Annotated in this window: 33 protein-coding genes; 30 read left to right on the plus strand and 3 right to left on the minus strand. The window is 70.1% G+C overall.

Features of this window, described 5'->3' with window-relative positions:
* The first annotated feature begins 11 nt into the window (after positions 1 to 11).
* From AW272_RS34380 to AW272_RS34515, 30 genes are all read left to right on the plus strand, one after another.
* Entirely contained in the window at positions 12 to 677 is a 666-nt protein-coding gene (locus AW272_RS34380; RefSeq protein WP_066373951.1) for a hypothetical protein, read from the plus strand.
* Between the two features lie 8 nt (positions 678 to 685).
* Entirely contained in the window at positions 686 to 979 is a 294-nt protein-coding gene (locus tag AW272_RS34385) for a hypothetical protein (protein WP_066373952.1), read from the plus strand.
* A gap of 12 nt (positions 980 to 991) precedes the next feature.
* Positions 992 to 1,159, plus strand: coding sequence for a hypothetical protein (locus AW272_RS42735; RefSeq protein WP_157519035.1), 168 nt, complete (start codon positions 992 to 994; stop codon positions 1,157 to 1,159).
* 158 nt (positions 1,160 to 1,317) lie between these two features.
* Positions 1,318 to 1,515, plus strand: a complete 198-nt coding sequence (locus AW272_RS44585; RefSeq protein WP_218011156.1) for an HNH endonuclease signature motif containing protein — start codon at positions 1,318 to 1,320, stop codon at positions 1,513 to 1,515.
* A gap of 121 nt (positions 1,516 to 1,636) precedes the next feature.
* Positions 1,637 to 2,188: a phage terminase small subunit P27 family gene (locus AW272_RS34390; RefSeq protein ID WP_066373953.1), complete on the plus strand. Its 552-nt coding sequence runs from the start codon at positions 1,637 to 1,639 to the stop codon at positions 2,186 to 2,188.
* Positions 2,160 to 3,935, plus strand: a complete 1,776-nt coding sequence (locus tag AW272_RS34395; RefSeq protein WP_169807681.1) for a terminase large subunit — start codon at positions 2,160 to 2,162, stop codon at positions 3,933 to 3,935. Before AW272_RS34390 ends, AW272_RS34395 begins: the two co-directional genes overlap by 29 nt.
* 11 nt (positions 3,936 to 3,946) lie before the next feature.
* Positions 3,947 to 4,249 carry a hypothetical protein gene (locus tag AW272_RS34400; protein ID WP_066373954.1) on the plus strand — a complete coding sequence of 101 codons (303 nt, stop codon included), beginning with the start codon at positions 3,947 to 3,949 and terminating at the stop codon, positions 4,247 to 4,249.
* Position 4,250: 1 nt separating this feature from the next.
* The gene (locus tag AW272_RS34405) at positions 4,251 to 6,308 is read left to right on the plus strand and encodes a phage portal protein (protein WP_066373959.1); all 2,058 of its coding nucleotides are present in this window, start codon (positions 4,251 to 4,253) and stop codon (positions 6,306 to 6,308) included.
* A 9-nt stretch (positions 6,309 to 6,317) separates the two neighbouring features.
* Entirely contained in the window at positions 6,318 to 6,959 is a 642-nt protein-coding gene (locus tag AW272_RS34410) for an HK97 family phage prohead protease (RefSeq protein ID WP_157519037.1), read from the plus strand.
* Positions 6,960 to 7,035: 76 nt separating this feature from the next.
* Positions 7,036 to 8,271, plus strand: coding sequence for a phage major capsid protein (locus tag AW272_RS34415; protein ID WP_066373964.1), 1,236 nt, complete (start codon positions 7,036 to 7,038; stop codon positions 8,269 to 8,271).
* Positions 8,272 to 8,298: 27 nt separating this feature from the next.
* On the plus strand, positions 8,299 to 8,706 hold the full coding sequence (locus AW272_RS34420) for a hypothetical protein (RefSeq protein ID WP_157519039.1): 408 nt from the start codon (positions 8,299 to 8,301) through the stop codon (positions 8,704 to 8,706).
* 93 nt (positions 8,707 to 8,799) lie between these two features.
* Entirely contained in the window at positions 8,800 to 9,081 is a 282-nt protein-coding gene (locus AW272_RS34425) for a hypothetical protein (RefSeq protein ID WP_066373966.1), read from the plus strand.
* Between the two features lie 3 nt (positions 9,082 to 9,084).
* Entirely contained in the window at positions 9,085 to 9,645 is a 561-nt protein-coding gene (locus tag AW272_RS34430) for a head-tail connector protein (protein WP_066373967.1), read from the plus strand.
* On the plus strand, positions 9,642 to 9,971 hold the full coding sequence (locus AW272_RS34435) for a head-tail adaptor protein (protein WP_066373972.1): 330 nt from the start codon (positions 9,642 to 9,644) through the stop codon (positions 9,969 to 9,971). Before AW272_RS34430 ends, AW272_RS34435 begins: the two co-directional genes overlap by 4 nt.
* Positions 9,971 to 10,330, plus strand: a complete 360-nt coding sequence (locus tag AW272_RS34440; RefSeq protein WP_066373973.1) for an HK97-gp10 family putative phage morphogenesis protein — start codon at positions 9,971 to 9,973, stop codon at positions 10,328 to 10,330. Before AW272_RS34435 ends, AW272_RS34440 begins: the two co-directional genes overlap by 1 nt.
* Entirely contained in the window at positions 10,327 to 10,758 is a 432-nt protein-coding gene (locus AW272_RS43640) for a DUF3168 domain-containing protein (RefSeq protein WP_066373975.1), read from the plus strand. Before AW272_RS34440 ends, AW272_RS43640 begins: the two co-directional genes overlap by 4 nt.
* A 17-nt stretch (positions 10,759 to 10,775) precedes the next feature.
* Entirely contained in the window at positions 10,776 to 11,189 is a 414-nt protein-coding gene (locus AW272_RS34450) for a phage tail tube protein (RefSeq protein ID WP_066373977.1), read from the plus strand.
* 15 nt (positions 11,190 to 11,204) lie between these two features.
* Positions 11,205 to 11,717, plus strand: coding sequence for a hypothetical protein (locus AW272_RS34455; RefSeq protein ID WP_066373979.1), 513 nt, complete (start codon positions 11,205 to 11,207; stop codon positions 11,715 to 11,717).
* Entirely contained in the window at positions 11,714 to 12,145 is a 432-nt protein-coding gene (locus AW272_RS34460; RefSeq protein ID WP_245657873.1) for a hypothetical protein, read from the plus strand. The genes AW272_RS34455 and AW272_RS34460 overlap by 4 nt, the downstream gene beginning before the upstream one ends.
* Positions 12,146 to 12,237: 92 nt before the next feature.
* Complete coding sequence (locus AW272_RS34465; RefSeq protein ID WP_439649175.1) at positions 12,238 to 12,501, plus strand: phage tail assembly protein T; 264 nt, start codon at positions 12,238 to 12,240, stop codon at positions 12,499 to 12,501.
* A 21-nt stretch (positions 12,502 to 12,522) separates the two neighbouring features.
* Positions 12,523 to 15,402 carry a hypothetical protein gene (locus AW272_RS34470; RefSeq protein WP_066373986.1) on the plus strand — a complete coding sequence of 960 codons (2,880 nt, stop codon included), beginning with the start codon at positions 12,523 to 12,525 and terminating at the stop codon, positions 15,400 to 15,402.
* Complete coding sequence (locus AW272_RS34475) at positions 15,399 to 16,277, plus strand: hypothetical protein (protein WP_066373988.1); 879 nt, start codon at positions 15,399 to 15,401, stop codon at positions 16,275 to 16,277. Before AW272_RS34470 ends, AW272_RS34475 begins: the two co-directional genes overlap by 4 nt.
* Positions 16,274 to 18,988, plus strand: a complete 2,715-nt coding sequence (locus tag AW272_RS34480; RefSeq protein WP_066373990.1) for a phage tail protein — start codon at positions 16,274 to 16,276, stop codon at positions 18,986 to 18,988. The genes AW272_RS34475 and AW272_RS34480 overlap by 4 nt, the downstream gene beginning before the upstream one ends.
* Positions 18,989 to 19,002: 14 nt before the next feature.
* Complete coding sequence (locus AW272_RS34485) at positions 19,003 to 19,695, plus strand: hypothetical protein (protein ID WP_157519043.1); 693 nt, start codon at positions 19,003 to 19,005, stop codon at positions 19,693 to 19,695.
* Positions 19,695 to 20,069 carry a hypothetical protein gene (locus tag AW272_RS34490; protein WP_066373994.1) on the plus strand — a complete coding sequence of 125 codons (375 nt, stop codon included), beginning with the start codon at positions 19,695 to 19,697 and terminating at the stop codon, positions 20,067 to 20,069. The genes AW272_RS34485 and AW272_RS34490 overlap by 1 nt, the downstream gene beginning before the upstream one ends.
* Positions 20,066 to 20,323 (plus strand): DUF7620 family protein, encoded by a 258-nt coding sequence (locus AW272_RS34495; RefSeq protein ID WP_066373996.1) that lies wholly within the window; start codon positions 20,066 to 20,068, stop codon positions 20,321 to 20,323. Before AW272_RS34490 ends, AW272_RS34495 begins: the two co-directional genes overlap by 4 nt.
* On the plus strand, positions 20,304 to 20,630 hold the full coding sequence (locus AW272_RS34500) for a putative phage holin (RefSeq protein ID WP_066373998.1): 327 nt from the start codon (positions 20,304 to 20,306) through the stop codon (positions 20,628 to 20,630). Before AW272_RS34495 ends, AW272_RS34500 begins: the two co-directional genes overlap by 20 nt.
* Before the next feature lie 39 nt (positions 20,631 to 20,669).
* Positions 20,670 to 21,494: a peptidoglycan recognition protein family protein gene (locus tag AW272_RS34505; RefSeq protein WP_066374000.1), complete on the plus strand. Its 825-nt coding sequence runs from the start codon at positions 20,670 to 20,672 to the stop codon at positions 21,492 to 21,494.
* Positions 21,495 to 21,498: 4 nt separating this feature from the next.
* On the plus strand, positions 21,499 to 21,882 hold the full coding sequence (locus AW272_RS34510; protein WP_066374001.1) for a hypothetical protein: 384 nt from the start codon (positions 21,499 to 21,501) through the stop codon (positions 21,880 to 21,882).
* Between the two features lie 96 nt (positions 21,883 to 21,978).
* A complete protein-coding gene (locus tag AW272_RS34515) occupies positions 21,979 to 22,248 on the plus strand; it encodes a hypothetical protein (RefSeq protein ID WP_066374003.1) in 270 nt (89 codons plus the stop codon).
* A gap of 61 nt (positions 22,249 to 22,309) precedes the next feature.
* On the opposite strand, the gene AW272_RS34520 is transcribed toward AW272_RS34515, so the two are convergent.
* The 3 genes from AW272_RS34520 to AW272_RS34530 form a co-directional block, all read right to left on the minus strand.
* The gene (locus tag AW272_RS34520) at positions 22,310 to 22,564 is read right to left on the minus strand and encodes a hypothetical protein (protein ID WP_066374008.1); all 255 of its coding nucleotides are present in this window, start codon (positions 22,562 to 22,564) and stop codon (positions 22,310 to 22,312) included.
* A 139-nt stretch (positions 22,565 to 22,703) separates the two neighbouring features.
* Positions 22,704 to 23,309, minus strand: coding sequence for a hypothetical protein (locus AW272_RS34525; RefSeq protein WP_066374013.1), 606 nt, complete (start codon positions 23,307 to 23,309; stop codon positions 22,704 to 22,706).
* Between the two features lie 345 nt (positions 23,310 to 23,654).
* Positions 23,655 to 23,993 (minus strand): hypothetical protein, encoded by a 339-nt coding sequence (locus AW272_RS34530; protein WP_218011157.1) that lies wholly within the window; start codon positions 23,991 to 23,993, stop codon positions 23,655 to 23,657.
* Positions 23,994 to 24,005 lie beyond the last annotated feature (12 nt).

Raw genomic sequence — 24,005 nt, forward strand, 5'->3', positions numbered from 1 at the left:
GAGGACAACCGGTGGCACGATTCGGCCGCGGCTTCCCCTCCCGAGTCGCAGTCTCCCGCCCGCCCAAGGCTGGGAAAGCCGCCATCGCCAACACGGCGGCCGAGGCCGACGTCGCCCTTCCGATCCAACCGGTCAAACGCGTTGTCCTCGGCGTGGCCACGGTCGAGGAGATCGCGCTCCCGATCCGGGCGGTCAAGCGGGTCCGGCTCGGCGTGGCCATCGAGGGCGACCTGGCCCTCGCCGTCACCGGCAGCAACTCCAGTTCCCTTCCGGTCGCCGTTGAGGACGACCTGGCGCTGCCCATCCGGCCAGCCAAGCGAGCTCACGCCGACCAGGTCGCCGAGGCCGACGTCGCCCTTCCGATCCGGCCGGCCAAACGGGTCATCCTCGGCCTCGCCGCGGTCGAGGAGATCGCGCTCCCGATCCGGGCGGTCAAGCGCGTCGTCCTCGGCGTGGCCATCGAGCGCGACCGAGCCCTGGTCCTGCTCGACGACCGCATCAACACCGCCGCCGAGACCGACGTCGCCCTGCCGATCACGGCCATCAAGACCCGCGCCCGGCCCACCGCAGCCGGACCCCCGTTCACCGACTGGGCCGCCGGCGAGCCCTTCATCGACTGGGCCGCCGGGCCGCCGTTCACCGACTGGGCCGCCGGCGAGCCCAGCCTCACCCCCTGAGGAGAGCCATGGATCCGATCTCCTCCCTCTCGAAGGTCCCGATCGGCTCCCTGATCAAGGGCGCTGACGGGACCGGCACCGTGGAGTTCGCCCTCCTGGACGCCCTCGACGCCAACCCCGCAGGCGGCGACTGGAAGACCGGCCGATGGGGCGCCACCACCAAGGCCGGCGCCCAGGCCTACGTCGACGTCGGGCCCGACACCGACTTCGAACTGACTCCTGGAACCTGGGTCATGTGGGTCCGGGTCAACGCCACCCAGTCGACGCCCGTCTTCCGCGCGGGGCTGGTCGACGTCTTCTGAGAGGTGCTGCTCATGCGCCATGACGTCCCCATCGGCGAGGAATACGACCACGTCCTGACCCGGGAATGCCCCTGTAAGCCCGAATACAAGATCGTCACCCGGCTCCTGGGCGGCGGCCGCTGCTGGGCCGTCGTCCACAGGGACGTTGAGGGACAGGTCACACCAGCCACCACACCCTGATGCCCACGCGTGCACCACGGCGTTGCACAGCCACAGGATGCGGCGCTAAGGCCACCAATGGTGGGCGCTGCAGCGAGCACCAGCACCCACCCAGACGCACCCCAGCCAAGCCCCGCCCCAGCTCACACGCTCAGGGCTACACGCGGCGATGGCGTGAGGTGTCCGAACGCATTCGTGCGCAACGACCTGTATGCGAGGCCTGCGAGGCAGCCCCCTCCGACGAGGTCGACCACATCGACGGCAACAAGTCGAACTGGGCGGAGTCCAACCTGCAGGCGCTGTGCTCCTCGTGCCACAGCCGCAAGACCGCACGCCACGACGGTGGATTCGGCAACAAGCGAACCCCGCGCCCTTGACCCGGTCGACCCGGGGGAGGGGGCATTCGATCACCAGGGGGCCCTTGGCGAACGCGCGGGGGGGAGTCGCTCGGGAGAGTGACAGGTTTCGGGGTCCGAGTTTCCGGCCGATCGTGAGGGGGTGATCACCGTGGGACAGCGCGGGCCAGCGCCCAAACCGACCAACGTCCGGCAGCTGCACGGCGACCGCAAGGACAGGATCAACACCGACGAGCCGGTCCCGTCCAAGGTCGACATCAAGCCGCCCGCCTGGCTCAGCCCGACGGCCCGTACGGTGTGGCGCCAGTACGCTCCCGACCTGGAGCGCTCGGGCGTGCTCACCGGGTGGGACGTGGAGACCTTCGCCATCCTGTGTGACGCGGTGGTCCGCCGGCGGGCCGCGGTCAAAGCGCTGCGGGCCGAGGGCGAGATCATCCAAGTGCCGCTGCTCACCAAGGCCGGCGAGTACGTCCGCCTGCCGCCGTCGGGCGACCCCGACGCCGAGCTGGCCAACGACTTTCAGGGCGAGATCATCTGGCGCCGATTCAAGAACCCGTGGCTGTACGTGCTGGCCGACGCTGACGCGCAGATCCTCCGCTGGGGCGGACGGTTCGGCATGACGCCCTCGGACCGGGCCCAGCTGTCGATCGGGAAGGGCGGCCATCGTGACCCGGCGGAGGACCTCCTCACCTGAGCGGCGGCCGCCGGACCACAACAAGCGCTGGCGGCCGGCCGACCGGAAGGGGCCCGTCTGCGGCTTCACGCTGCGCGGCCTGACGTGCGAGAAGAAGGGCGCGCACTACTGCGAGCCGCGCGCCGACAAGTTCGTGCTCTTCTGCGCCGAGCTGCTGGTCCACACCAAGGGCCCGCACCGCCGTAAGCCGTTCATCCTGCGGTTCTGGCAGGAGCACGAGATCGCCCGGCCGCTGTTCGGCGAGGTGGTCTGGTCGGCCGAGTGGGAGCGGTACGTCCGCCGCTACCGCATCGCCCACATCGTCGTCGCCCGCAAGAACGGCAAGAGCGAGATCGCCGCCGCGATCCAGCTGTACATGCTCGTCGGCGACGACGAGGAGTTCGCCGAGGTCTACAGCGCGGCCAAGGACATGGACCAGGCCGCCAAGGTCTTCGAGCCCGCCGTCCGCATGGTCCAACTCAGCCCGTTGTTGCGCGGCCGGTTGCGCCACATGAAGGACGCCAAGCGGCTGGTCGACGAGAAGTCCCACAGCCACTACGGCGTGATCACGTCGGACGCTGAGGGCGAGCTCGGCCACAACCCGCACTCGTTCGGCCTGGACGAGGTCCTCAGCCAGCCGGACGGGTCGCTCTGGACCGCGATGACCACCGCGGCGGGCGCCCGCGAGCAGGAGCTCATGTTCTCCACGACGACCGAGACGAACGACTCGGCGTCCTTCGGTGCCGGGCTGATCGACGACGCCGAGCGAGTCCAGGAGGACCCCAAGCGCGCCCCGCACGTCTTCGCGTTCGTCAGGAAGTCCCCCCGGACGCCCGAGGCGCTGGAGCGGCTCCAACGGATCTTCGCCGGGCACCCGGACCTGCCCGTGTCGTGCGACCCGTACGACGAGCGGAACTGGAAGTGGCCCAACCCGGCCCTGGACGACTTCAAGTCGAGGGACGCGCTACGCCGGCAGGCCCTGGAGGCCCGGGGCAGCAAGATGAAGGAGAACGGGTTCCTTCAGTTCCAGATGAACTGCCGGGTCCAGCAGGTCACCCGCTACATCTCCCTGGACCTGTGGGACGCGTGCATCGGCGAGGTCGCCCCGAACCCGGAGTGGATTCTCCCGCACATCGAGGGGCGCAAGTGCTGGGGCGGCCTGGACCTCAGCTCCCGGCTCGACCTCACCAGCCTGTGCTTCATGTTCGACAACGGGTGGGTTTGGTGGCGGTTCTGGGCGCCCGAGGCGATCGTGCCCGTCCTCGACGAGCACACCGACAACCAGTTCTCCCAGTGGGTCGACGACGGGTGGGTCGAGCTGACCGACGGCGACACGATCGACTACGACGCCGTCTACGACGCGGTCGAGGAGGAGCACCTGCGGTTCCGGATCGCCGACATCACCTACGACAAGTGGACCGGCGAGCCCGTCCGCCAGGAGATCGAGAAGCGCACCGGGCTGACCATGTACGAGAGCAACACCACCTACGACCGCATGACCGACCCCATGAAGGAGCTCAGCCGCCTGCTCAAGGCCCACGACGGCGAGTTTCTCCACGGCGGGAACCCGGTGGCCCGGTGGATGGCCGACAACCTTGAGGCCAAGAGCCCGGTCGACGACCCCGAGCGCCTCCGGCCGGTCAAGCCCAACCGCGACAAGACCGGCAAGCGGATCGACGGCATGATCACGCTGCTGTACGGCATCGACGCCCGGCGGCGGGCGCCCGGCCTGTCCATCTACGAGACGCGCGGTCTGACCGTGCTGTGAGGGGAGGCGAGATGGCCGAGCAGGAACCTGAGCAGGAAGAGCAGGCCCCCAGTCGATGGGAGGTGCTCGTCGACGGGTGGGTCCGGCTGGGGCTGGACCTGTGGGACGCCGTCTGCACCGGCGGCGTGCTGATCCTGGCCGTCGGGCTGGTGGTGTGGTTCGGCCCGGGCCCGGCCCTGACCGTCATCGGCGCCCTGGTGCTCGCGCTGGGCATCGCCGGCGCCCGGAACGCGTCCGCGTCCGTGCTCGATCCGGTGGTCGACGGCGAGCTCGTCGAACCGGTCCGCCGCCCGACCTCGATCCGGGGGGCCTGAGGTGGGTCTGGTCCGGTCCGCGGTACGGTCCTCGCGCGCCTCGGTCATGAAGCCCAGCGGGCTGGCCACGCCCGAGCAATGGGCCGAGGACTGGTGGGCGGGCGGGGTGGCCACCAACGCCGGCATCTACGTGTCGGAGGAGACCGCGCTCCACTACAGCCCGTTCTTCGCCGGCGTGCGGGTCATCGCCGAGGACCTGGCCAGCCTGCCGCTCATCACCTACGAGCGGCTGAGCCGGGGCAAGCGCCGCGCGACCGATCACCCGCTCTACAGCGTGCTGCACGACCAGCCCAACCCTTACATGAGCTCGGTGACCCTGCGGGAGACCCTGCAGGGCCACGTCATGACCTGGAAGGGCGGCTTCGCCAACATCGTGCGCAACGGCGGCGGCCACGTCGAAGAGCTCTGGCCGCTACGCCCCGACCGGATCAAGCCGGAGATCACCCGGACCGGGCCCGGCGTCATGCGGCTGATGTACCGCTACACCGACGATGTGAACGGCATTTACACGATGCTGCACCCTGACGAGGTCCTTCACATCCACGGCCTGGGCGGCAACGGCATCGAGGGGTACAGCCTCGTCGGCCTGGCCCGCCAGAGCATCGGCCTGGGCCTGGCCACCGAACGGTACGGCGCCGCGCTCTTCTCCAACGGGGCCCGGCCCTCGGGCGTGCTGAAGACGCCCAAGACCCTCGGCGAACCCGCCTCCAAGCGGCTGCGCGCCGACTGGGAGAACATGCACCGCGGCCTGGACAACTCCCAGCGGGTCGCGATCCTCGAAGAGGGCATGGAGTGGCAGACCATCGGCATCCCGCCGGAGGACGCCCAGTTCCTAGAGACCCGCCGGTTCGGCGTGACCGACATGGCGCGCTGGCTGCGCCTGCCGCCCCACAAGATCGGCGACCTCGAGCACGCGACGTACACCAACATCGAGCACCAGGCGCTCGACTACGTCACCTCGGCCCTGCGCATCTGGCTGGTCCGGTGGGAAGGCGGCATCCTCACCCGGCTGCTCACCTCGGCCGAGCGTGGCCGCTACTTCAGCGAGCACCTGGTCGACGCCCTGCTGCGCGGCGACATCAAGAGCCGCTACGAGGCGTACGCGATCGGCCGGAACTGGGGCTGGCTGAGCGCCGACGACGTCGGCGAGATGGAGAACCGCAACCCGCTGCCCGACGGCCGCGGCGAGGTGTACCTGGTCCCGCTCAACATGGTCCCCGCGCAGAGCCCGAAGGAGATCGAGGCGGCCAAGAAGGCGCCCACCCCGGCACCGGCGCCGGAACCTCCCGCCCCGGCCCCCGACCCCGACGACCCGGACGAGCCGCGCCGGCTACGTCTGTGGGGCCGTGGTGTGGAGGTGCGCCAGCAGATCGCCGACCGGTACGCCGCGCTGATCGAGGCCGCCGACGTGAAGCTGGCCGACCTAGAGCAGGAACGCGTCACCGAGCTGGTCGAGAAGCACCTCACCGGCGCGGTCACCTCCAAGACCCGGTTCCTGGCCGCGCTGGAGGAGCTCTACCGGGGCGCCATCCTGGAGCGCACGACCGAGGCGTGGATGCCGCTGTTCGGGGAGTTCGCGGCCGCGATCTCCGAAGACGCCGCCGCCGACGTCGCCCACGACGCCGCGGTGGACCTGCAGCAGTGGGTGGCCCAGTACGTCGCCTCGCACGCCGCGTACCGGATCGCCTCCGAGCTCGGCCAGCTGACCGCCCAGCTGGACGCCGACTCCCCTGCCGCCGCCGTGCTCGCCCGGCTGGCCAAGTGGGTCACCGAGCGGCCCGGCCGCATCGCCGCGTGGCAGCGCGTCCAGCTGGCCAACGGCTCGGCGCGCGAGACGTGGAAGGCCGCCGGCGTGCGCGCGGTGCGCTGGGTGACCTTCGGCACGGACGACTGCGGCTACTGCGGCCCCCTCGATGGCACCACCGTGCCCATCGACGATCCGTTCGTACCGGCCGGGTCCGAGCTGGACGGCCCGGACGGTCAGAAGCTCTCGCCCCCGCGAGCGATCCACCACCCGCCTCTCCACCCCGGCTGCGACTGCCAGCTGGTGCCCGCCTGAGGAGTGATCATGAAGACTGTGCACCTCCGGGGCTTCGCCGACCTGGCGCGCGCGACCGGCGAGGGCCCTATCCCGTTCGTGGCCGCCACTGCCGGCCAGAAAGCCGACGGGCTGAACCTGCAGATGTCCGGCGTCGACCTCGACCGGTACATCGCCAATCCCGTGGTGATGTACGACCACGAGTACTGGGGACGCGACGCCCTGCCGATCGGCCGGGCCGAGAACGTCCGGACCGACGGCGACGCGCTGCGGACCGAGCTCGTCTTCGACCTGGAGGACGAGTTCGCGCGAACCGTCGACCGGAAGATCCGCGGCCGGTTCCTGAACGCCGTCTCCATCGGGTTCGGCGTCAACAACATCGACGACGCTGGGGTGCCCGAGCGCTGGGAGCTCTACGAGATCTCGGTGGTGCCGCTCCCGATGGACCCCAACGCCATCGCCGACCCTGACCGGGCGGGCGTGGCCGCGCTGGCCCGGGCGCTCGGCCCCGCAGGGCTCGGCGCGCTCTCCGGCCCGGTCGACCCGGCCGCCGTACGCAACGCGATCACCGCGCTGGAGCAGCTGCTCACCCCCACGACCGTCGCGCCTGGCGCGGCGGCCATCGACCGGGCGCGACGTCTGCGCCTGGCCGAGGCCTCGCTGAAGGTCTGACCTAACCAACTTCCGCCACAGGGCCCGCCGGGTCCTGCGTTGGCGGCTGCCCGCATCACGAAGAGGGAGGAGAGGCGTGGACATCAACGCCTTGAAGCAGAAGCGCGGCGCGCTGGTCAACGAAGCTCGCGCGCTCATGGAGGAAGTCGAGACGGCTCAGCGCTCCATGACGGGCGAAGAGGAGACCAAGTTCGACAAGCTCATGGCCGATGCGGACGGCCTGGAGCGCACGATCACCCGCGAGGAGGGCCTCCGCGAGCAGGAAAGGCGGATCGCCGGCGCCAACCCGCCCAAGCCCGACCCGCAGCTGGGCCAGGGCACCGAGCAGGAGCGCCAGGCGGCTGCGTTCGGCGCGTTCCTGCGCGGCGGCCGTGCGAGCTTGACCCCCGACATGGCCCGCGCCCTGAACATGGGCAACGACCCGCAGGGCGGCTACCTGGTCGCCCCGCAGCAGTGGGTGGCCGACCTGATCCAGGGTCTGGACGACGACCTGCCGTTCCGCGAGCTGGCCACGGTCATGCAGCTCACCACGGGCGAGAGCCTGGGCGTCCCCACGCTGGACCAGGACCTGACCGACGCCGAGTGGACCACCGAGCTGGCCACCGGCAGCGACGACGACTCGATCCGCCTCGGTGGCCGCGAGCTGTCGCCCAACCCGATCGCCAAGCGCGTCAAGATCTCCGACACGCTGCTGCGGAAGGCGGCCATCAACCCCGAGACCCTCGTCCGGGAGCGCCTGCGCTACAAGTTCGCGTTGACCATGGAGAAGGCCTACATGACGGGCAACGGCAACAAGAAGCCGCTCGGCCTGTTCACCGCCAGCTCCCAAGGCATCTCGACCAACCGCGACGTCACGGTGGGCGACATCTCGGCCGACCAGTGGGACATCTCGCCCGAGGGCCTGATCGACGCCAAGTACACCCTCAAGGCCGGCTACCACACGCGCGCCCGGTGGCTGTTCCACCGCAACACCATCGCCCGGATCCGCAAGATCCGCACCGACGACGGCGCCGGCCCCGGCACCGGCCAGTTCATCTGGCAGCCGGGCCTGGTGAACGACCGGCCGCCGACCATCCTCGAAGTGCCCTACGTCCTGTCGGAGTGGGTGCCCAGCACCTACACCGACGGCTCCTACGTCGGCATGATCGGCGACTTCTCCTACTACTGGATCGTCGACGCCCTGGACATGACGGTCAAACGCCTGGTCGAGCTCTACGCCGAGCAGAACCTCATCGGCTTCATCGGCCGCCTGGAGGGCGACGGGATGCCGATCTACGAGGAGCCGTTCGTCCGCCTCAAGATCGTCGCCTAACCCCAGAAGGGACTCTCGCTCATGTCGATGCGCGACCTGAGAAACAACATCGCGGCCGTCGTCAGCCTGCCGCCCGCCAACCGTTCCGACCCCTCGCTGCCCATCAACGGGACCGGCGTCGACCTCTCCGGCTACAACGGCGCGCTGGTCCTCATCAACGTCGGCACCATCGGCGGCTCGGCCAGCCCGAGCCAGACCTTCGAGGTGCAGGACTCCGACGACAACGCCACGTTCACGGCCGTCGCCGACGCCTTCCTGGACGGGGCCGAGCCCGTCGTCGCGGCCGCGAACGACGAGCAGCTGCACGTGATCGGCTACTTGGGCATCAAGCGGTACATCCGCGTGGCCATCACCGCCAAGGTCGGCACCACGCCCGCCCTTATCGCCGACGCGATCGTGCTGCGCAACGGCAGCCGCAAGCGGCCCGTCACCTAACCGTGCCTGACCGGGCGCCCAATCAACCCGCGGCCGGGGCTTCCCCGTACCCGGCCGCGGGCCACCATCCCGAAAGACGAATGGAGCAGGCCCATGTGGGTGGAGATGATCGTGCAGCACGCCGACGCCGAGCGCAGCATCGCGCCGGGCGAGCGCGCCCAGTTCCCGAACGACACCGCCGAGAAGCTGATCCGCGACGGCGCCGCAAGAGCCGTCGACGGCCCGCGCGACGGGATCCGAACCCGGCCCGTCGACGAGCCGGCGCGCCCCGTCCGCCCTCGTAAGACCGTCCCGAAGAAGACGACCGGCGAGACCGGCGAGACCGGCGGGGCCAACCCGCAGCAGTCGCCGACTCCGGAGAAGAAGCCGGAGTAGCTGGTGCCGTCGTACGCCTCCGTCGACGAGCTCGCGACCGCGCTCGGCCGCGAGCCCGTCACCGGGTTCACCGACGCCGAGCGCGAGCGCGCCGAGCTGCTGCTCAACCTCGCCACCGGCGAGATCGACCGCGAGCTCGGCCAGCACCTGGCCCTCACCACCGAGACGTTCACCCTCGACGGGCCCGGCGGCGTGCGCCTGCTGCTGCCGCGCTGGCCGGTCACCGAGGTGACGGCGGTGACCGTGCTGGACCAGGACGACGCGGCGACCGACCTGTCCTACCCGGCCGACTACCGGTGGAGCACCGCCGGGATCATGACCCTCCGGCGCGGCTGCTGGCCCCGCTGGGAGCAGTCGATCATCATCACCCTCTCCGCCGGGTACGACCCGATCCCGGACGGCGCCCGCGCCCCGTGCCTGCGCATGGCCGTCAGCGCGTGGGACAACTTCTCCGGCAAGGTCAGCGAGCGGCTCGGCGACTGGCAGGCCGCCTGGAAGGTCGCCGGGATCGCGCTGACCACCCAGGAGATCAACGCCATCTCGACCTACCGGGCGCGTACGTGATCGGCCACCTGCTCACCACCACGGCGGCCCGCTCCCGCCTCGACACCACGGCCGACGGCGGGGGCGGCACCTCCTCGGAGTGGGTCGACCTGGACCCGCTGCCGTGCAAGCGCGACCAGCCCGTCGCGATCGAGCGCGAGCAGGCCGGCGCCGACGGCGCCGACTTGAAGCACCCCGTCTACTTCGAACCCGGTGACGACGTACGCCGCGGCGATCGCCTCGACGTCGACGGCCTGGCCCTGGTGGTCACGTTCGTCTACCGGCCCTCCAAGCCGGTCTACCTACGGGCCGACTGCCGCGAACGGCAGGGAGAGGAACCGCTGTGATGGACGTCAAGGTCGACGGCCGCGCGCTCCGCCGGCAGGTCTACCGCATGTTCAACGACATCGACGGGGCCGGTGCCGAGGTCGCCCAGGAGTGGGCCAACGTCGTCCAGGCCTACGCGCAAGAGCTGGCGCCGGTCGACACCGGGTTCCTGCGCGACCACATCGGCCAGAAGGTCTCCCGCACGGCGATGGCCGCGCAGGTCGGTGTGTTCGACAAGCGGGGCTTCTACGGCGTCTTCCCCGAGAAGGGCACCGAATCGATCACGGCCGAGCCGTACATCGAGCCGGCGGCCGAGCTCGGCGACGCCCAGATCGAGGAGATCACCCGCCGGGCCATCGACAGGTGGCTGCCCGAGTGAGCGCGCTCTGGCCGGTCCAACAGGCGATCTTCAGCCACGTCAACCCGACCGTGCAGGCCGCGACCACCGAGCCGCTGGCAGAGGTGACCGGTCTGTACGACGAGCCGCCCGAGCGGGCCGAGGTGCCCTACCTCGCGTTCGGCGAGCTGACCGAGAAGGCGATGGGCACGCACGGTTCCCAGGAGTACGAGGTCATCGTCACGATCAACGCCTGGTCGGGCTACAAGGGCAACCGCCAGGCCAGCCTCATGATCGCCGCCGTCGTCGACCTGCTGCACCGGCAGCGCTTCCCCATCGAGGGCTGGGAGCTGGTCAGCATCGCGCACCTGGCCGACGGCGTGCGCAAGACCAGCGGCAACCAGACCCCCAACATCCGCCAGGCCCAGGCACGCTTCCGCGTCTGGGTCACCCGGCCCGTAGGGCCCTGACCCCAGGAGGTGAGCCGATGTCCGCAGTAGACGGGTTCGGCTGCCAGTTCCTTCGGAGCGACGGCGAGTCGCCCGCCACTTACACCGCGACCGCCGGCGTCACGTCGGTCGGCGGCCCGGAGATCGAGCGCGAGAACTACGAGACCACCGCCCACGACTCGGCCGAGAAGTGGCGCACGTTCCTCGGCGGCCTGAAGGACGGCGGTGAGGTGTCGCTGGAGCTGCGGTACGACCCGCGCGACCACGACACCCTCATTGAGGACTTCGAGGACGACGAGCCGCGCGACTACCGGCTGATCTGGCCGGAGATCACCGGCGCCCAGTGGGACTTCCAAGCCATCCTCACCGGCTTCTCGCCCGAGGGCCCCTTCGACGACCTGCTCTCGGCCGAGGTCACCTTCAAGGTGTCCGGCAAGCCGGTCATCTCCTAACCCGAACGGAGCACGATGAGCCTGAGAACCAAGCTCACCCTGTCGCTGATCACCCGGCTGACCGGACAGGCCGACCTGTCCGACCCCGAGGCCCTCACCGACCTGCGCCACGTCGTGGCCCTGGCACCCGGCACGGGCGCCGGCGCGGCCGACCGCGTGTTCACCGACACGCGCACCCTGGCCGCCTCCGGGTCGGAGAGCCTCGACCTGTCCGGTTCGCTGGAGGACGTACTCGGCGGCCCGGCCGTGTTCGCCCGGGTCAAGATGCTCGCGATCCGCGCGCACGCCGACAACGTCAACAACGTCGTGATCGGCGGCGTGGCTTCCAACGGCTGGATCACGCCGTTCGGTGACGCCACCGACAAGATCGTCCTTCGCCCCGCCGCCGGCCTGGCGCTGTGGGCGGGCGAGGAAGACGCCACCGCCTACGCCGTGACCGCCGGGACCGGCGACCTGCTGCAGGTCGCCAACTCCGGCTCCGGTACAGCGGTCGCGTACGACATCTACATCATCGGAGCGAGCGCGTGAACCCTCTCTACCCCGAGCAGCCGGGCCCCGGGTACAGCACCGGTGACGTCATCTCGCCGCCGCTGCCGGCCGGGCCACCGGTGCTGCTCACCGCCGACGAGATCATCGCGGTTGCCGACCGGACCTTCGAGTACGTCGCCGTTCCGGAATGGGGCGGAACCGTCAAGGTGCGCAGCCTGACCGGCACCGAGCGGGACCGCTTCGAGCAGTCCCTCATCGGCAAGAACAACCAGGTCCGCAATGAGAACTTCCGCGCCAAGCTCGCCCAGCTCACCATCGTCAACGAGGCTGGCCAGCTGCTGTTCAGCAAGGAACAGATCGCCGCGCTGGGGCGCAAGAATGCGGCGGCCCTGGGCCGTGTGGCCGACGTGGCGACCAAGCTGAGTGGGCTCGCCGAGGACGACGTGGAGAAGCTTGAGGGGGAATAAGGGCCCGCCCTGAGCGGGCCTTCTACTTCCGCCTGGCCAGCCACCTCGGGAAGACGGTCGGTCAGCTGCTGCGGGAGATCAGCAGTCGTGAGCTGACCGAGTGGATGATCTACGAGCAGATGGCGGGCCCGCTCGGGTCCGCACGCGGCGACTACCAGTCAGCCCAGGTCACCGCCGCGATCCTCAACGTCAACCGCAAGCGCGGCAAGCGCGCCCTCACGGTCGCCGACCTGGTGTTCCGCTGGGACCGCCGCGAGCCCATGAGCCCGCAAGAGCTGTACGAGCGGATCAAGCAGATCAACACCCAGCTGGGCGGCACCGACGCCCGGACCACGCCAGAACCGGAGACGGACTGACGGCAGGGATGGGGGTGACCAGTGGCCACCCTCAAGACCCTGATGATCAAGCTTGGCCTGAATACCAAGCACTTCAAGTCCGGCGTCAGCAGGACCCTGGCCGGGCTGGAGTCGATCGCCGCGCGGGCCGAGCGGCTCAACGGCATCGCCAAGGCCGGCGGCATGGCCGTCATGGCCAGTGGCGCGCTGCAGCTGGCCGGCGCGCTTGCTCCCGCTGCGGGGGCGCTACTCGCCTTACCAGCGGCGATGGCCGCTGTGAAGGTGGCCAGCCTGACCCTCAAGGTCGGTTTGACCGGCGTCGGCGACGCCATGTCGGCGGTCGCCGAGGGCGACGCGGCCAAGCTCGACAAGGCCCTCAAGGGGCTTTCTCCCAACGCTGCGGGTTTCGTCAAGGAGTTCGCCGGCCTCAAGAAGAAGGCCTGGGACCCCCTGCAGAAGGCCGTACAGGAGAAGCTCTTCGAGCGGCTGACCGGCCCGCTGAAGGCGGCCGCGGCCAACGTCCTGCCCACCGCCCGCAAGGGCATGGTCGGGGTAGCGAAGGAGATCAACGGTCTCGGCCGCGAGGGCCTGCGGGTCGCGGCGACGCCCTTCTTCAAGGGCCAGCTGGCGAAGGTCTTCTCCGGCACCTCAGGCGTGGTCAAGACCCTGAAGGGCGGGGTCGCCCCGCTCATCACGATCTTGCTGCGGCTGGTCAACCTCGGCATGCCGTTGGCCCAGCGGTTCGCCGCCTGGGTCGTCAACGGCGCCAAGGCCGCGGCCGCGTTCCTGAAGACCAAGGAGGGCGCGGCCAAGCTGACCGACTGGGCCGAGCGTGGCGCCTCGGCCCTGGGCAGCCTCGGCCGGATCGCCGTCAACATCGGCGCGTTCATAGGCGGGCTCTTCAAGGGCGCCAACAGCGATGGCGGCAACCTGCTCACCACCATCGAGCAGCTCACCGCCCGCATGGCCGCCTGGTCCCAATCGGCGGGCGGCCAGCAGCAGCTCGCCACAGTCTTCGGGCTGATCAGCCAGACCGCGAGCAACCTGCTGCCCATCCTGGGGCTGCTCGTCGGGCCACTCGGCGCGATCGCCGGCCTGATCATGTCCCTGCCGCCCGGCGCGCAGGGCGTGGTCACCCAGTTCCTGGCGTTCGCCATGGTGGCCGGGACCGTAGGGACCAAGCTCCTCCCCCTGATCAAGGGGGTCGGCCTCCTCTACGGCGGGCTGGTCAAACTCGGGCCCAAGCTCGTCACCGGCGGGGCGGCCATGGGCCGATTCGCGGTGACCGCCGCCACCACCGCGGCGAGCTTCCTGGCCAGCGCAGCCCGGATGGTCGCCTCGATGGCCGCCACCGCCGCGCGGGTCGTGGCCGGCTGGGTGCTGATGGGCGCCCAGGCCCTGGCCCAGGCCGCCCGGGTGGCGCTCGCCTGGCTGATCGCCATGGGCCCGATCGGCATCATCATCGCCGCGGTGATCGCCGTCGTGGCGCTGATCGTCGCCAACTGGGACAAGATCAAAGAGGTCATCGGCAAGGTCTGGGAGTGGATCAAGGACAAGACCGGCGCGGCCTGGGCCTGGCTGAAGTCCAAGATCGAATCCGGGGTCAAGGCGGTCGTGTCCGCGATCGACTGGCTGAAGGCGCTCCCGGGCAAGGTAGGCGCCTGGTTCTCCCAGCTCGCCCAAGCCGCGATCAAGAAGGCCGGAGAGGTCGTCGACTGGCTCAAGGGCATGCCAGGCCGGATCCTGTCCTCCCTGGGCAACCTCGGGAAACTCCTGGTCAACGCCGGTCGCGACCTGCTGACCGGACTCTGGAACGGGATTCAAGCCCTCGCCGGCTGGCTCAAGGACAAGATCCTCGGCTTCTTCTCGTCGATCATGCCCGGCTGGGTCAAAGACGCCCTGGGCATCGCCAGCCCGTCGAAGGTCATGGCCGTCATCGGCAAGATGGTCTCCTACGGCGTCGCGAAGGGCATGGACGACGGGCTCGCCAAGATCAAGGAGAGCTCGAAGAAGCTCACCGACATGGTCAAGAAGACCTTCGAGGGCAAGGTCGAAGACCGTCTGGTCGCCACCATCGCCAAGGGCACCAGCGAACTGCGCGACCTGGTCGGCGAGCGGAACCGCCTGCTGGAGGTCATGAAGTCCGCCCAGGAAAAGGCGAACGAGGTAGCGTCCGCGGCCCGTGACTTCGCCAGCGTGACCAACCTCGGCGAGGGGGTCACCAACGCGAGCCAGGTCCAGAGCGGCCTACAGCAGAAGCTCAGCCAGCTGCGCCAGTTCGGGACCGCGATCAAGAAGCTGGCCAAGCGCGGCCTGAACAAATCGTTGCTCGGGCAGATCATCGGGGCCGGACCGGAGCAGGGCCTGCCCCTGGCCAAGATGTTCCTGGACGCCGACGCCACCACCTTCGGCGCCATCAACTCCGCCCAGTCCGGGATCGACAAGGCCGCCAAGAACGTCGGCAACGCCGCCGCCTCGGCCCTGTTCGATGCCGGGAAACAGAGCGGCAAGGGCTTCCTGTCCGGCATCAAATCCCAGATCAAGACCCTTGAGTCCCAGATGGTCGCGATCGGCAAGAGCATGGCCGAGGCGATCAAGAAAGCCCTCAAGATCAAGAGCCCGTCGCGGGTCATGGCCGGCATCGGTGGCAACACCATGCTGGGCATGCTGCGCGGTCTGCTCGCCCGCCGGGCCCGCCTGCTGAAGGCCGCCTCGGCGATCGCCACCAAGCTCGGCGAGGAGCTCACCCCGCCGCCGCCCCGGTTCGGCGGCGCGCCCGGAGGCGACGGCCCCGGCCTGGTCCCTGCGGGTCCCGGAAGGACGGTCAACCTGAACGTCACCAACCACTACCCCGTCGCCGAGCCGACGTCCAAGACGACGAACCGGTCGCTGCAGTTCGTCGGCGCGCTCGGGCTCGCATGAGCACCTACACCGTCGACGGCCTGGCCCTCGATCACCCGCTCGGCTTGTGGTACCTGGAGAAGGGCACTGGCCGCCGCGCCATCCCGGCCCGCCGCGGGATCAACGTCGCGCTGGCCGGTCGCGCCGGTGAGCTGCCCATGCCGCGCGAGGACCTGGAGCCCACGGTGCTGCCGTTCACGTTCAACGTGCGCGGCCGCCGCCCGGACGGCCGTCCGGGCACCGAGGCCGATCTTGAGCGGAACATGGAGGCGCTCATCGCGCTGCTCATGCCACCCCACCGCCTGGTCGACCTGCGCCACCACATCGGCGAGGGCATGATCCGCCAGGCCGACGCGAAGTTCAACGCCGGGTCCGAACCTGAACTGCTCGCCGGCGCGAACGCCATCCGGCTGACCATGGCCGCTCGGATCCCCGGAGTCTTCTGGCGCGACGTCGCCGCGGCTACGTGGTCCGGTGGGCGGCTCGACGGCTGGTCGTACGTGGCCACCCCGTTGTCGGGCTGCTCGGGGGAGATCACCGACGCGCTGATCCGGGTGACCGGCCCGGCCGGCGACGACATCGTGGTCAACGATCTGGCCTCCGGCGGGAGCGTCGTCGCCGACGTCGACCTGTCGGGCGGCGAGCGGCTGCTGATCGACTGCGGGCGCATGCGCGCGGCCGTCGTCGACACCGACACGTGGGACCTGGCCGACGGCCAGGACGTCACCGGGCTGATCGACTCGACCGGCCCCGGCTCGGCCTACCGGTGGCTGCACCTCACGCCCAGCATCTACGGACATGACGCGCACTCGCGTCTCATCCAGGTCGGGGGCACAGCACCGGGGACCAGTGGCGCGACCAGGCTGGCCATCCGGGCTCGAAGGGCGTACCTGTGACCTTCGATCTGCGGCTGGTCGCTTATCACCCCAACGGGGCGCGGCGCGGCCTGCTCGCCTCGCCGTTGACCTTCGAGGCCGGGATGCCCCTGGGCGACGTGCCCGGCCTGACCGTCGGGTACAGCACCGAGGCGCCCGGGTACGAGCACCTGGCCACCGTCGGCGAGATCGCCGTGGAGTACCGCGCCCTGGTGACCGGCGGGGAGTGGGTGGAGCCGCCCGACGCCCGGTTCATGCGCATCGGCCGCGGTGGCGACGACGTCGACGTCACCGGTTCGCGGGAGTACTCCTGCCCCGGGTACATCTGGCAGGCCAAGAAGTGCGTGCTGTACCCGCCGGACGACCTCGGTACCTTGGTCGACGGCAAGCGTCCCTTCCTGGGCGTCAGCCCCGGCGCGATCCTGCGGACCTTCCTGCAGGAGGGCCAGGGCCGCGGCACCATCCCCGGCCTGGACCACGACTTCACCACGACGCACGACTCGGCCGGCAACGCCTGGTCCCACGTGATGACGGTCTACATGGAGATCGGCGTCGACCTGCTGACCGTGCTGATCAACCTGTCCGAGCAAGGGTTGATCGACTTCAGGACCCAGGGCCGGACCCTGCAGGTCTACAACGGCGACACCACCCTCGGCCGAGACCTGGCCAGCGGACCCGACCCGGTCGACCTGCGGTTCGGGCGGGACGTGACCGAGGCCCCGGTCGAAGGCACCTACGAGGAGGCCGCCTCGGCGATCCTCATTCAGGGCGAGGGCTCGCTCCGGGTCGAGGTCGAGAACCCCGGCGCCGACACACCGTGGGGACGGTGGGAGCAGTATCAGGGCCAGGGCGGGGTGACGGATGAGGGCACCGCCCAGTTGCTGGCCGAAGAGGCGCTGGCCCGTGCGGGCCGCGAGCGGGTCCAGCTGACGCGCGGGATCACGGTCGAGGTGGCCGAGTGGCTGCCCTTGATCGACTACCGGCCCGGTGACCACATCCTGGCGCCCGGCGACGGCGGTGTCATGGAGTCGCTGCGGGTCCGGCAGATCACTCTCACCAAGGACGAGGCCGGTGTCGTCGGCGGCAACTTGGTGCTCAACGATCGGTTCCTGGAGAGGGACATCAAGCTCGCCCGCCGGTCGGCCGGGATCCTGGGCGGGTCGGCCGCCGACGGCGGGACCGGAGTGGAGCCCGCGCCAGAGAGCCCGCCCGGGCGGGTGCCGGCAGCGCCCGAGGGACTGATCGTCGACCCGCTGGCCTACGTCGATCAGTACGGGTTCGCGCGCGGGCAGATCACCGCCGCGTGGGGCCTGGTGACCGAGGACGTCTCGTCGGTGGCCATCGACGTCGACACCTACGAGCTGCACGCCCGGATCAACGACGTCGACGAGCCGTGGCAGCAGATCACCTCGACCGACGGCGGGGACAACACCGCCACCTACAGCCCGCTGAGCGTCGGCTTCACCTACGCCTTCAAGGTCCGGGCGGTCAGTGAGGGCACCAAGGGCGTGTTCTCCGACACCCTGGCCGTGCTCATCCCGAACGACGTCACGCCGCCGCCCGTCCCGACCACGCCGACGCTGTCGACCCGGCTCGGCATCATCTACGTCACCTGGGACGGCCAGGGACTGAACCCCGCGCCCGGGCCGATGCCGGTCGACTTCGACCACGCCAAGATCTTCATGACCGACGGCGTCGACCCGGCCATCGAGATCGGGGCCTTCCGCATCGGCGGCTCCTACGTCGTGGCGGGCCAGCCCTACGGCGAGGACCGCACGTTCCACCTGACGGCCGTCGACCGCGCCGGCAACGAGTCCGACCCCAGCGACGAGGCGACGATCGCCACCGTCCCCCTGGTCGACACGGACCTGATCGGCCAGGTCGTCAGCGGCGCGAACATCGTCGACGGCAGCCTGGTGGCGGCCGAGAAGATCGTGGCCGAGTCGATCACCGCGCTGCTGATCGCGGCCGAGGCGATCGAGGCCGGCCACCTGTCGGCCAACAGTGTGACCGCCGACGCCATCGAGGCCGGCGCGGTGACCGCCGCGGCGATCGCCGCCACCGCGATCGACGGCAAGACCATCACCGGCGCTTGGATCAGGACGGCCGCCAGCGGCCAGCGGATCGAGCTCGCGCCCCCCGGCGCCGCCTACCCGGAGATGCGTTTCTACCCGAACAGCGGCGCCAACTACACCCGGCAGAGGACCCGGGGTGACGGCTTCACCGGCGAGGCCATGTGGGAGATCACCTCAGGCACCAACGCCGGCGTCACGGCCGCGAGCCAGACGACGATCGCCGCCGGGTACATGCAGATGCAGGTCCGCAACGCCGCCCTGAACGCGGCTAACGGCGGGCTGATGGAGCTCACCGAGGACTACGCCAGGTACGGGTTCTTCCACGACGCGAGCGACGAGCAGTACTTCTGGTTCGACCGCTCCGGCAGGACCAGGCACGTCGGCCGATGGTGGGACTACGCCGACCTCGGGCCGACCGCCGGGATCCTCGCGGGCAGCGACACCGTCAGCTCTGGCCTGTCCGGGGCCAACTACACCTACGGCTCCACCATGACCGGGAACATGGGCCCCGTGGTGACCGTGAGGGACGGCGCCGTGACCGCGAACTTCTACTGGTGCCTGGTCGGCAGCAACCAATCCGGGTTCGTAGTCGAGTGGTCGATCGGTGGCGGTGTCTACTCCGGCAAAGCCGTCTACTGGTGGGTTCACCGGCACTAACGATGGGAGGAATCTTGCAGACGTGGACCATCTGGGACGCCGAGCTCTCGCACAGCCCAGCCAGCATCAAGGTGCCGGCAGCCGCGGCCGAAACCGGCGGCCCGCCCGCCGAACCTGTGCACGTCGGCGACGGCGGCAACCCCATGTGGGGCGTCTACCAGGTTCGGCCTGACGGCCGGAACTGGATACACGTCTTCCCGCACTCGACGCTGGAATGGCGATGCGCCGAGTACGGAATTGATCATGAGGACACCGCCACGCTGCTGGACGTCATCCTGCATGAGCCGTTCATTCCGGACCCCAACGACCCGCTGGTGTGGGCAGACCCTACGGCCGAAGAGGTCCTCAAGGTCATTCACGGCCTTCCCACGGTGGCCACCCCGCGCGTCTCCGACACCGACCGGCTGCAGGCCCACCTGGCCAGGGTCGCCGCCGTGAAGGAGCACCGGGTCCGGCTGGCCCCGGCCCGGCGCGCCGACCGCCAGGCCGCGCTCGTCTACATCGGCTCCGAACGGCGCGCCCCCACCGACCCGCTCGACCCGATCCGCACCCTGACCCGGCTTGACCCGGTCCGTGTCGCCGGCCGCCGGATGGCGGTGGAGTGGCAGCGCGCCCAGATGGCCGGACCCGTGCGACCGACGTTCGACCTCAAGCCCCCAGGTTCCTTCCCCGGGATGCTCGGCTTCGCGACCCCGCCGGGAGCGTAGTGGACTGGCTCGCATCGATCCCCTGGGGTGGCTCGCTCGTCGCCCTCGGCGTCGGGCTCGTCGTCGGGACGCTAGGCCTGGTGATCCGCGGGCAGCTGATCCCCAAGTCGCGTCACGACGAGCTCGTCGCTGCCGCGAACAAACGAGGCGACGATCTGGTCGCGGTCGCCAAACAGCGGGGAGATGAGAAGGCCCAGGAGGCGTCCGAGTTCCGGGCCGCGTGGATGGCGGCCGAGGCGGCGCGCCGCGAGCAGGGAAACCAGGTGTCGACGTTGCTTGAGTACGCACGAGTAACGGATGGCGTGATGCGGGCCCTGTACGGCCGCGCCCTGGGCGAGTCGCCGGCCGACCCCCGCGAGGAGAGTGGCCCATGATGTGGCGTAGACGCAGGCGCGACCCGGATCCCGAGCCCGCCGACTGCGCGGCTCCCACCCTCCCCGAGACCAGCGGCATGCAGGAGGCTCGGCACGCCCGCGAGGTCTCCGAGGCTGGCCTCGACGAGGTCCGCGAGCGGTGGCGCGACGTTACCGAGATGGGCGCACGAATGCGCGAGTACACCCGCCGCAACGGCATCTCCAGGTTGTTCGACGAGGCGCTGGGAGGTGTCCATGATCGAGACCGCCGGTAGCGTGATGATCGTCGTCGTTGCCGTCCTGGCCAACGCGTGCACGCTGGTCTACGGGCTCGGCTTCCGCTGGTGGACCAGCGGCTACGGCCGGCACCTGCTCGCCTACATGGCCACCGTCGCCGTGATCATCGACGTGTGGATGGCCCGCCTCCTGATCGGCGAGTGGTCCTGGTGGCCCTACCTCCGGCTAGCCACCTTCGCCCTGCTGCCCGTCGTGCTCGGATGGCTGCTGGCCATCATCCTGCGAGCCCTGCCGCGCGAGCTGCGCGAGCGCCGCGCTGAGCGCGCCCACCGTCCCCGGCCGTAGACCTCGGCCGGCCCCCACTCCTGAACGGAGGGCTGCCGCATGCCCTGGCTCACCCAGCTCGCCGACGTCGCGAGGCGCACCGGCTTCGAGGTGGTAGAGGAACCCGGATGGCGTACTCGTGGCCACGGCGAGATGTACCCAATCCAGGGCGTGGTGTGTCACCACACCGCGGGCTGGAATGACCTGCACGTGGTGCGGGACGGCCGCCCCGGCCTGGACGGCCCGCTCTCACAGTTCTGGCTCAGCCGCCGCGCGAAGATCCACGTCGTGGCGGCGGGCAAGTCCTGGCAGAACGCGCCATCGACCTCACGCCACCACCAGAACAGCAACAGCATCGGCATCGAGGCCGAGAACGACGGCAAGACGCCCTGGCCCGCCGACCAGCTGCGCGCCTTCAAGGCCCTGTCGGCCGAGCTGTGCAACGAGTTCGGACTGACCGCTTCCCGCGTGTGCGGCCACAAGGAAGTCAACACCAGCAAGGTCGACCCCCACTCGCTCAACATGCACCAGTTCCGGGTCGACGTGGCCCACCTGATGACGAACCCGGCGAACGGAGTAGACGACATGCCCCCACCGAAAGACCTGTGGCAGTACGAGCTGAAGGTCCCCTACGGCGACCAGGAAAACCCCACCTGGCAGGCCGGCAACATCCTCGCCAACCACGGCACGTGGCTGAGGAAGATCTCCGGCCAGCTCGACGCGGCCCGCATCCGCGAGGAGTCCCAGACCGCCGTCATCCGCGAGCTGGCCACTGCGCTCGGCAACGCCGGCGGCGTCGACGTCGACGCGTTCCTGGCCCGGATCGAGCAGGCCCTCGACCGGGTCACGGTCCAGGTCTCCATCTCACCCGAGCCCGAGGAGTAACCCGGTGAAACGATCCCTGGCGATCGCGGCCGCCGCCGCGATGTTCCTGTCCACCCTGGTCCCGGTCGGCGCCGCGCTGGCCAGCCAGACCCACGCAGTACCGCCGCCGCCCGTGACGGTGCTCGGCGTGTGCATCGACCTCGGCACTGGCGACTGGCGCCAGCTGGAGCGCCGGAAACTCAGCCGCTCCCAGCATGGCGCCTGCCTGGACGACGAGACCAAGGTTCTGGTCCCCACCCAGCTCGGCCGGGCGGTGGAGAAGCTCGTCGAGCGTTTCCCCGGCCAGACCAAGACCTGCACTCTGGCGACGCGCACCGCCAAGACCGCGACGTACGACTGCGTCTGGTCGACGCCCAGCCCGTCGCCGTCCCCCTCGCCCGCGTCCTGATCGCGGCCTCACCTGTCCGGCGGCCTCTCCGTGGCATCGCCCCAATCCATGGCCGACCGGTTGCCCCCTCTCCTCGAAAGATCATGAGGTGATCTCATGTTGGCCGACTTCATCAAGCGCCAGCCTCTGCTGGCCCGACTCATCGTGGCCATCGCGGTGGTCGCGATCGTCCGCGTGCTGAACCTGCTCGGCTGGGTGCCCGCCGACTGGGTGGTGGACGAGCAGGACGTCCAGGACTGGCTGACCTACGTGGCCGGTATCTGGGCGTTCTGGTCCGCCCGCCGCAAGGTGACCCCGGTGGCCGCGCCCAAGGACGACGGCGGCCGCCGCCTCGTTCCGGAAGTCTTCGGGACGCCTCTGCGGTAGGCCGCTGCGACGCACGAACGCCCGCCCCTCCTCCGGGAGGGGCGGGCGTTTTCGTTGTGGGTCAGGCCCGGCGGCGGAAGAGCGGGTACGCCTCCGGCCGGCCCTTCGGGTCGGTCGACACGCTCCAGAACTGCATCTGCCAGCCGACGCTCTCGATCATCTCGATCATCTCGGCCCAGCCGGCGATCGAGCCGCTGAGGTTGTGCTGCGTCATTGGGGTGTTGAGACGCGGGGCGAAGGTGTAACGACCTTCCTTCAGAGCGCGCTCGGCCTCCTCGCGGAGCTGAGCGGCCTTTGCGTCCTTGATCCAGCCCATGGGCACCTCGTGGTCAGGGGGATGGGAGTGACATGTGGGACGTTCCAAACCGACCCAGAGTTCACCCGGCTACCAGGAAATTGGAACCCCAGCTACGAGGTATGCCCGGGTACAGCGCGTACCCGGGCGTCTGTCCAGCTCAGGCCGCGACGTCGGCGAGCACAGCTTGGACGCGGGCCGCCTTGGCCTGGCCTACGCCGAGTTTGGCCTTGAGGTCGCGGATGGAGGGAACCCGCTCAGGTGCGGCCGTGGTTCGCCGGGGCATCGCCAGGCGTTTGCGTACCCGGTGCTCGGGTCCGTCGGGTACGGCGGGGCCCGGCTCGGGTACAGCGCGGGCCGCGCTCAACGCGGTGCGCAAGTTCCCGATCATGAGGTCGGCCTCGGCCGCCTCGGATTCCCGGCACGCGGCCGCCATGTCCGCCCGCCGCGCTTCCTTCCCCGCCCGCCGCGCTTCCTTCTCGGCGAGCAGCAGCGCCTCATCATGGGCGGTCTGGAGCGCGTTCATCTCGCGCACCCGGGCGGGCACGTAGGGGACGCGGGCGAGGTCGAGCAGCTGTATCAGCGCGGCTGCGGCGGCGGCTTCGACCGCGAGCAGGAGCCCGGCCGCCGTGGCGATGTGCCACCAGGTGGTCATGAGGACCACGGCGCCGGCCGCGATCGGCAGCAGCGCCAGGCCGCCGGCGACGGTCGCGACGAGGCGCGCGGACCTGCGGCGGCGGGCGGTGTCAGGGTCTAGGGTTTTCATTGGTTCCGCTCGTCTCTGTCCTGTGGAGATGGGCTGAGCTAGGCCCCGGGCGGACGTGACAGCGTCGCCGGGGCCGCTCTATTTCGGGGGCAGCGTACTGCGGTAGCGGGCCGTGGCGCGGACATAGCCTGACAAGCCATCCGCGCCACGGCCCATCCCGTCACGCCGCCGAGCGTGACGGGAGTCGGCAGGGCCAGGGTGGTCGGGTTGCTTTCGGACCCTTCGAGGAAGCTGGCCATGCCGAGTCTTGCGAGGCCGTGGTGCCGAGCTCTCCCAACCCCGACACCACGGCCCGTTGAGGCCCCGCCCGCCTGAAGGACGAGATTCCCGAGGCGGGCGGGGGGTCTAGCAGTCCGGAGCGTACGGGGGCACTTCAGCTCCGGACTGGTCAAAGGGATCAGGCCGCAACGGCCGCACCAGATGGAGCAGCGGAAGCGACACCAGCGCCCCGCGCGTCAACGCCGTCCACGTCTTCTCTCCTGGCTCGACAACATTCGGTTTCCCGAGGTCGCAGGTCACCCGGCACTGCGGGCAGATCGCGCCCAGCGTGTAGCCGGTGTCCCAGCCGCATTGCTTCCCTTTCTGGACGCAGGAGCAGCGGTAGCGGCTCGTGATGGAGGCGAGCAGGCCGGGGACGGCACGGGCCGCCTTGATGGCGGCGGCTACTTCAGCGTGCGTGGCCACCTCATGCCAAGG

Source organism: Herbidospora mongoliensis, assembly GCF_001570545.1.
GTDB classification, from domain to species: domain Bacteria; phylum Actinomycetota; class Actinomycetes; order Streptosporangiales; family Streptosporangiaceae; genus Herbidospora; species Herbidospora mongoliensis.

Coding starts and splice junctions, on each gene's coding strand:
- AW272_RS34520 (WP_066374008.1), bottom strand. CDS start 22,564: ATGGGCTGGATCAAGGACGCAAAGGCCGCTCAGCTCCGCGAGGAGGCC.
- AW272_RS34500 (WP_066373998.1), top strand. CDS start 20,304: ATGATCGAGACCGCCGGTAGCGTGATGATCGTCGTCGTTGCCGTCCTG.
- AW272_RS34455 (WP_066373979.1), top strand. CDS start 11,205: ATGAGCCTGAGAACCAAGCTCACCCTGTCGCTGATCACCCGGCTGACC.
- AW272_RS34440 (WP_066373973.1), top strand. CDS start 9,971: ATGGACGTCAAGGTCGACGGCCGCGCGCTCCGCCGGCAGGTCTACCGC.
- AW272_RS34425 (WP_066373966.1), top strand. CDS start 8,800: ATGTGGGTGGAGATGATCGTGCAGCACGCCGACGCCGAGCGCAGCATC.
- AW272_RS34525 (WP_066374013.1), bottom strand. CDS start 23,309: ATGAAAACCCTAGACCCTGACACCGCCCGCCGCCGCAGGTCCGCGCGC.
- AW272_RS42735 (WP_157519035.1), top strand. CDS start 992: ATGCGCCATGACGTCCCCATCGGCGAGGAATACGACCACGTCCTGACC.
- AW272_RS34400 (WP_066373954.1), top strand. CDS start 3,947: ATGGCCGAGCAGGAACCTGAGCAGGAAGAGCAGGCCCCCAGTCGATGG.
- AW272_RS34515 (WP_066374003.1), top strand. CDS start 21,979: ATGTTGGCCGACTTCATCAAGCGCCAGCCTCTGCTGGCCCGACTCATC.
- AW272_RS34385 (WP_066373952.1), top strand. CDS start 686: ATGGATCCGATCTCCTCCCTCTCGAAGGTCCCGATCGGCTCCCTGATC.
- AW272_RS34495 (WP_066373996.1), top strand. CDS start 20,066: ATGATGTGGCGTAGACGCAGGCGCGACCCGGATCCCGAGCCCGCCGAC.
- AW272_RS34410 (WP_157519037.1), top strand. CDS start 6,318: ATGAAGACTGTGCACCTCCGGGGCTTCGCCGACCTGGCGCGCGCGACC.
- AW272_RS34475 (WP_066373988.1), top strand. CDS start 15,399: ATGAGCACCTACACCGTCGACGGCCTGGCCCTCGATCACCCGCTCGGC.
- AW272_RS34420 (WP_157519039.1), top strand. CDS start 8,299: ATGCGCGACCTGAGAAACAACATCGCGGCCGTCGTCAGCCTGCCGCCC.
- AW272_RS34450 (WP_066373977.1), top strand. CDS start 10,776: ATGTCCGCAGTAGACGGGTTCGGCTGCCAGTTCCTTCGGAGCGACGGC.
- AW272_RS34505 (WP_066374000.1), top strand. CDS start 20,670: ATGCCCTGGCTCACCCAGCTCGCCGACGTCGCGAGGCGCACCGGCTTC.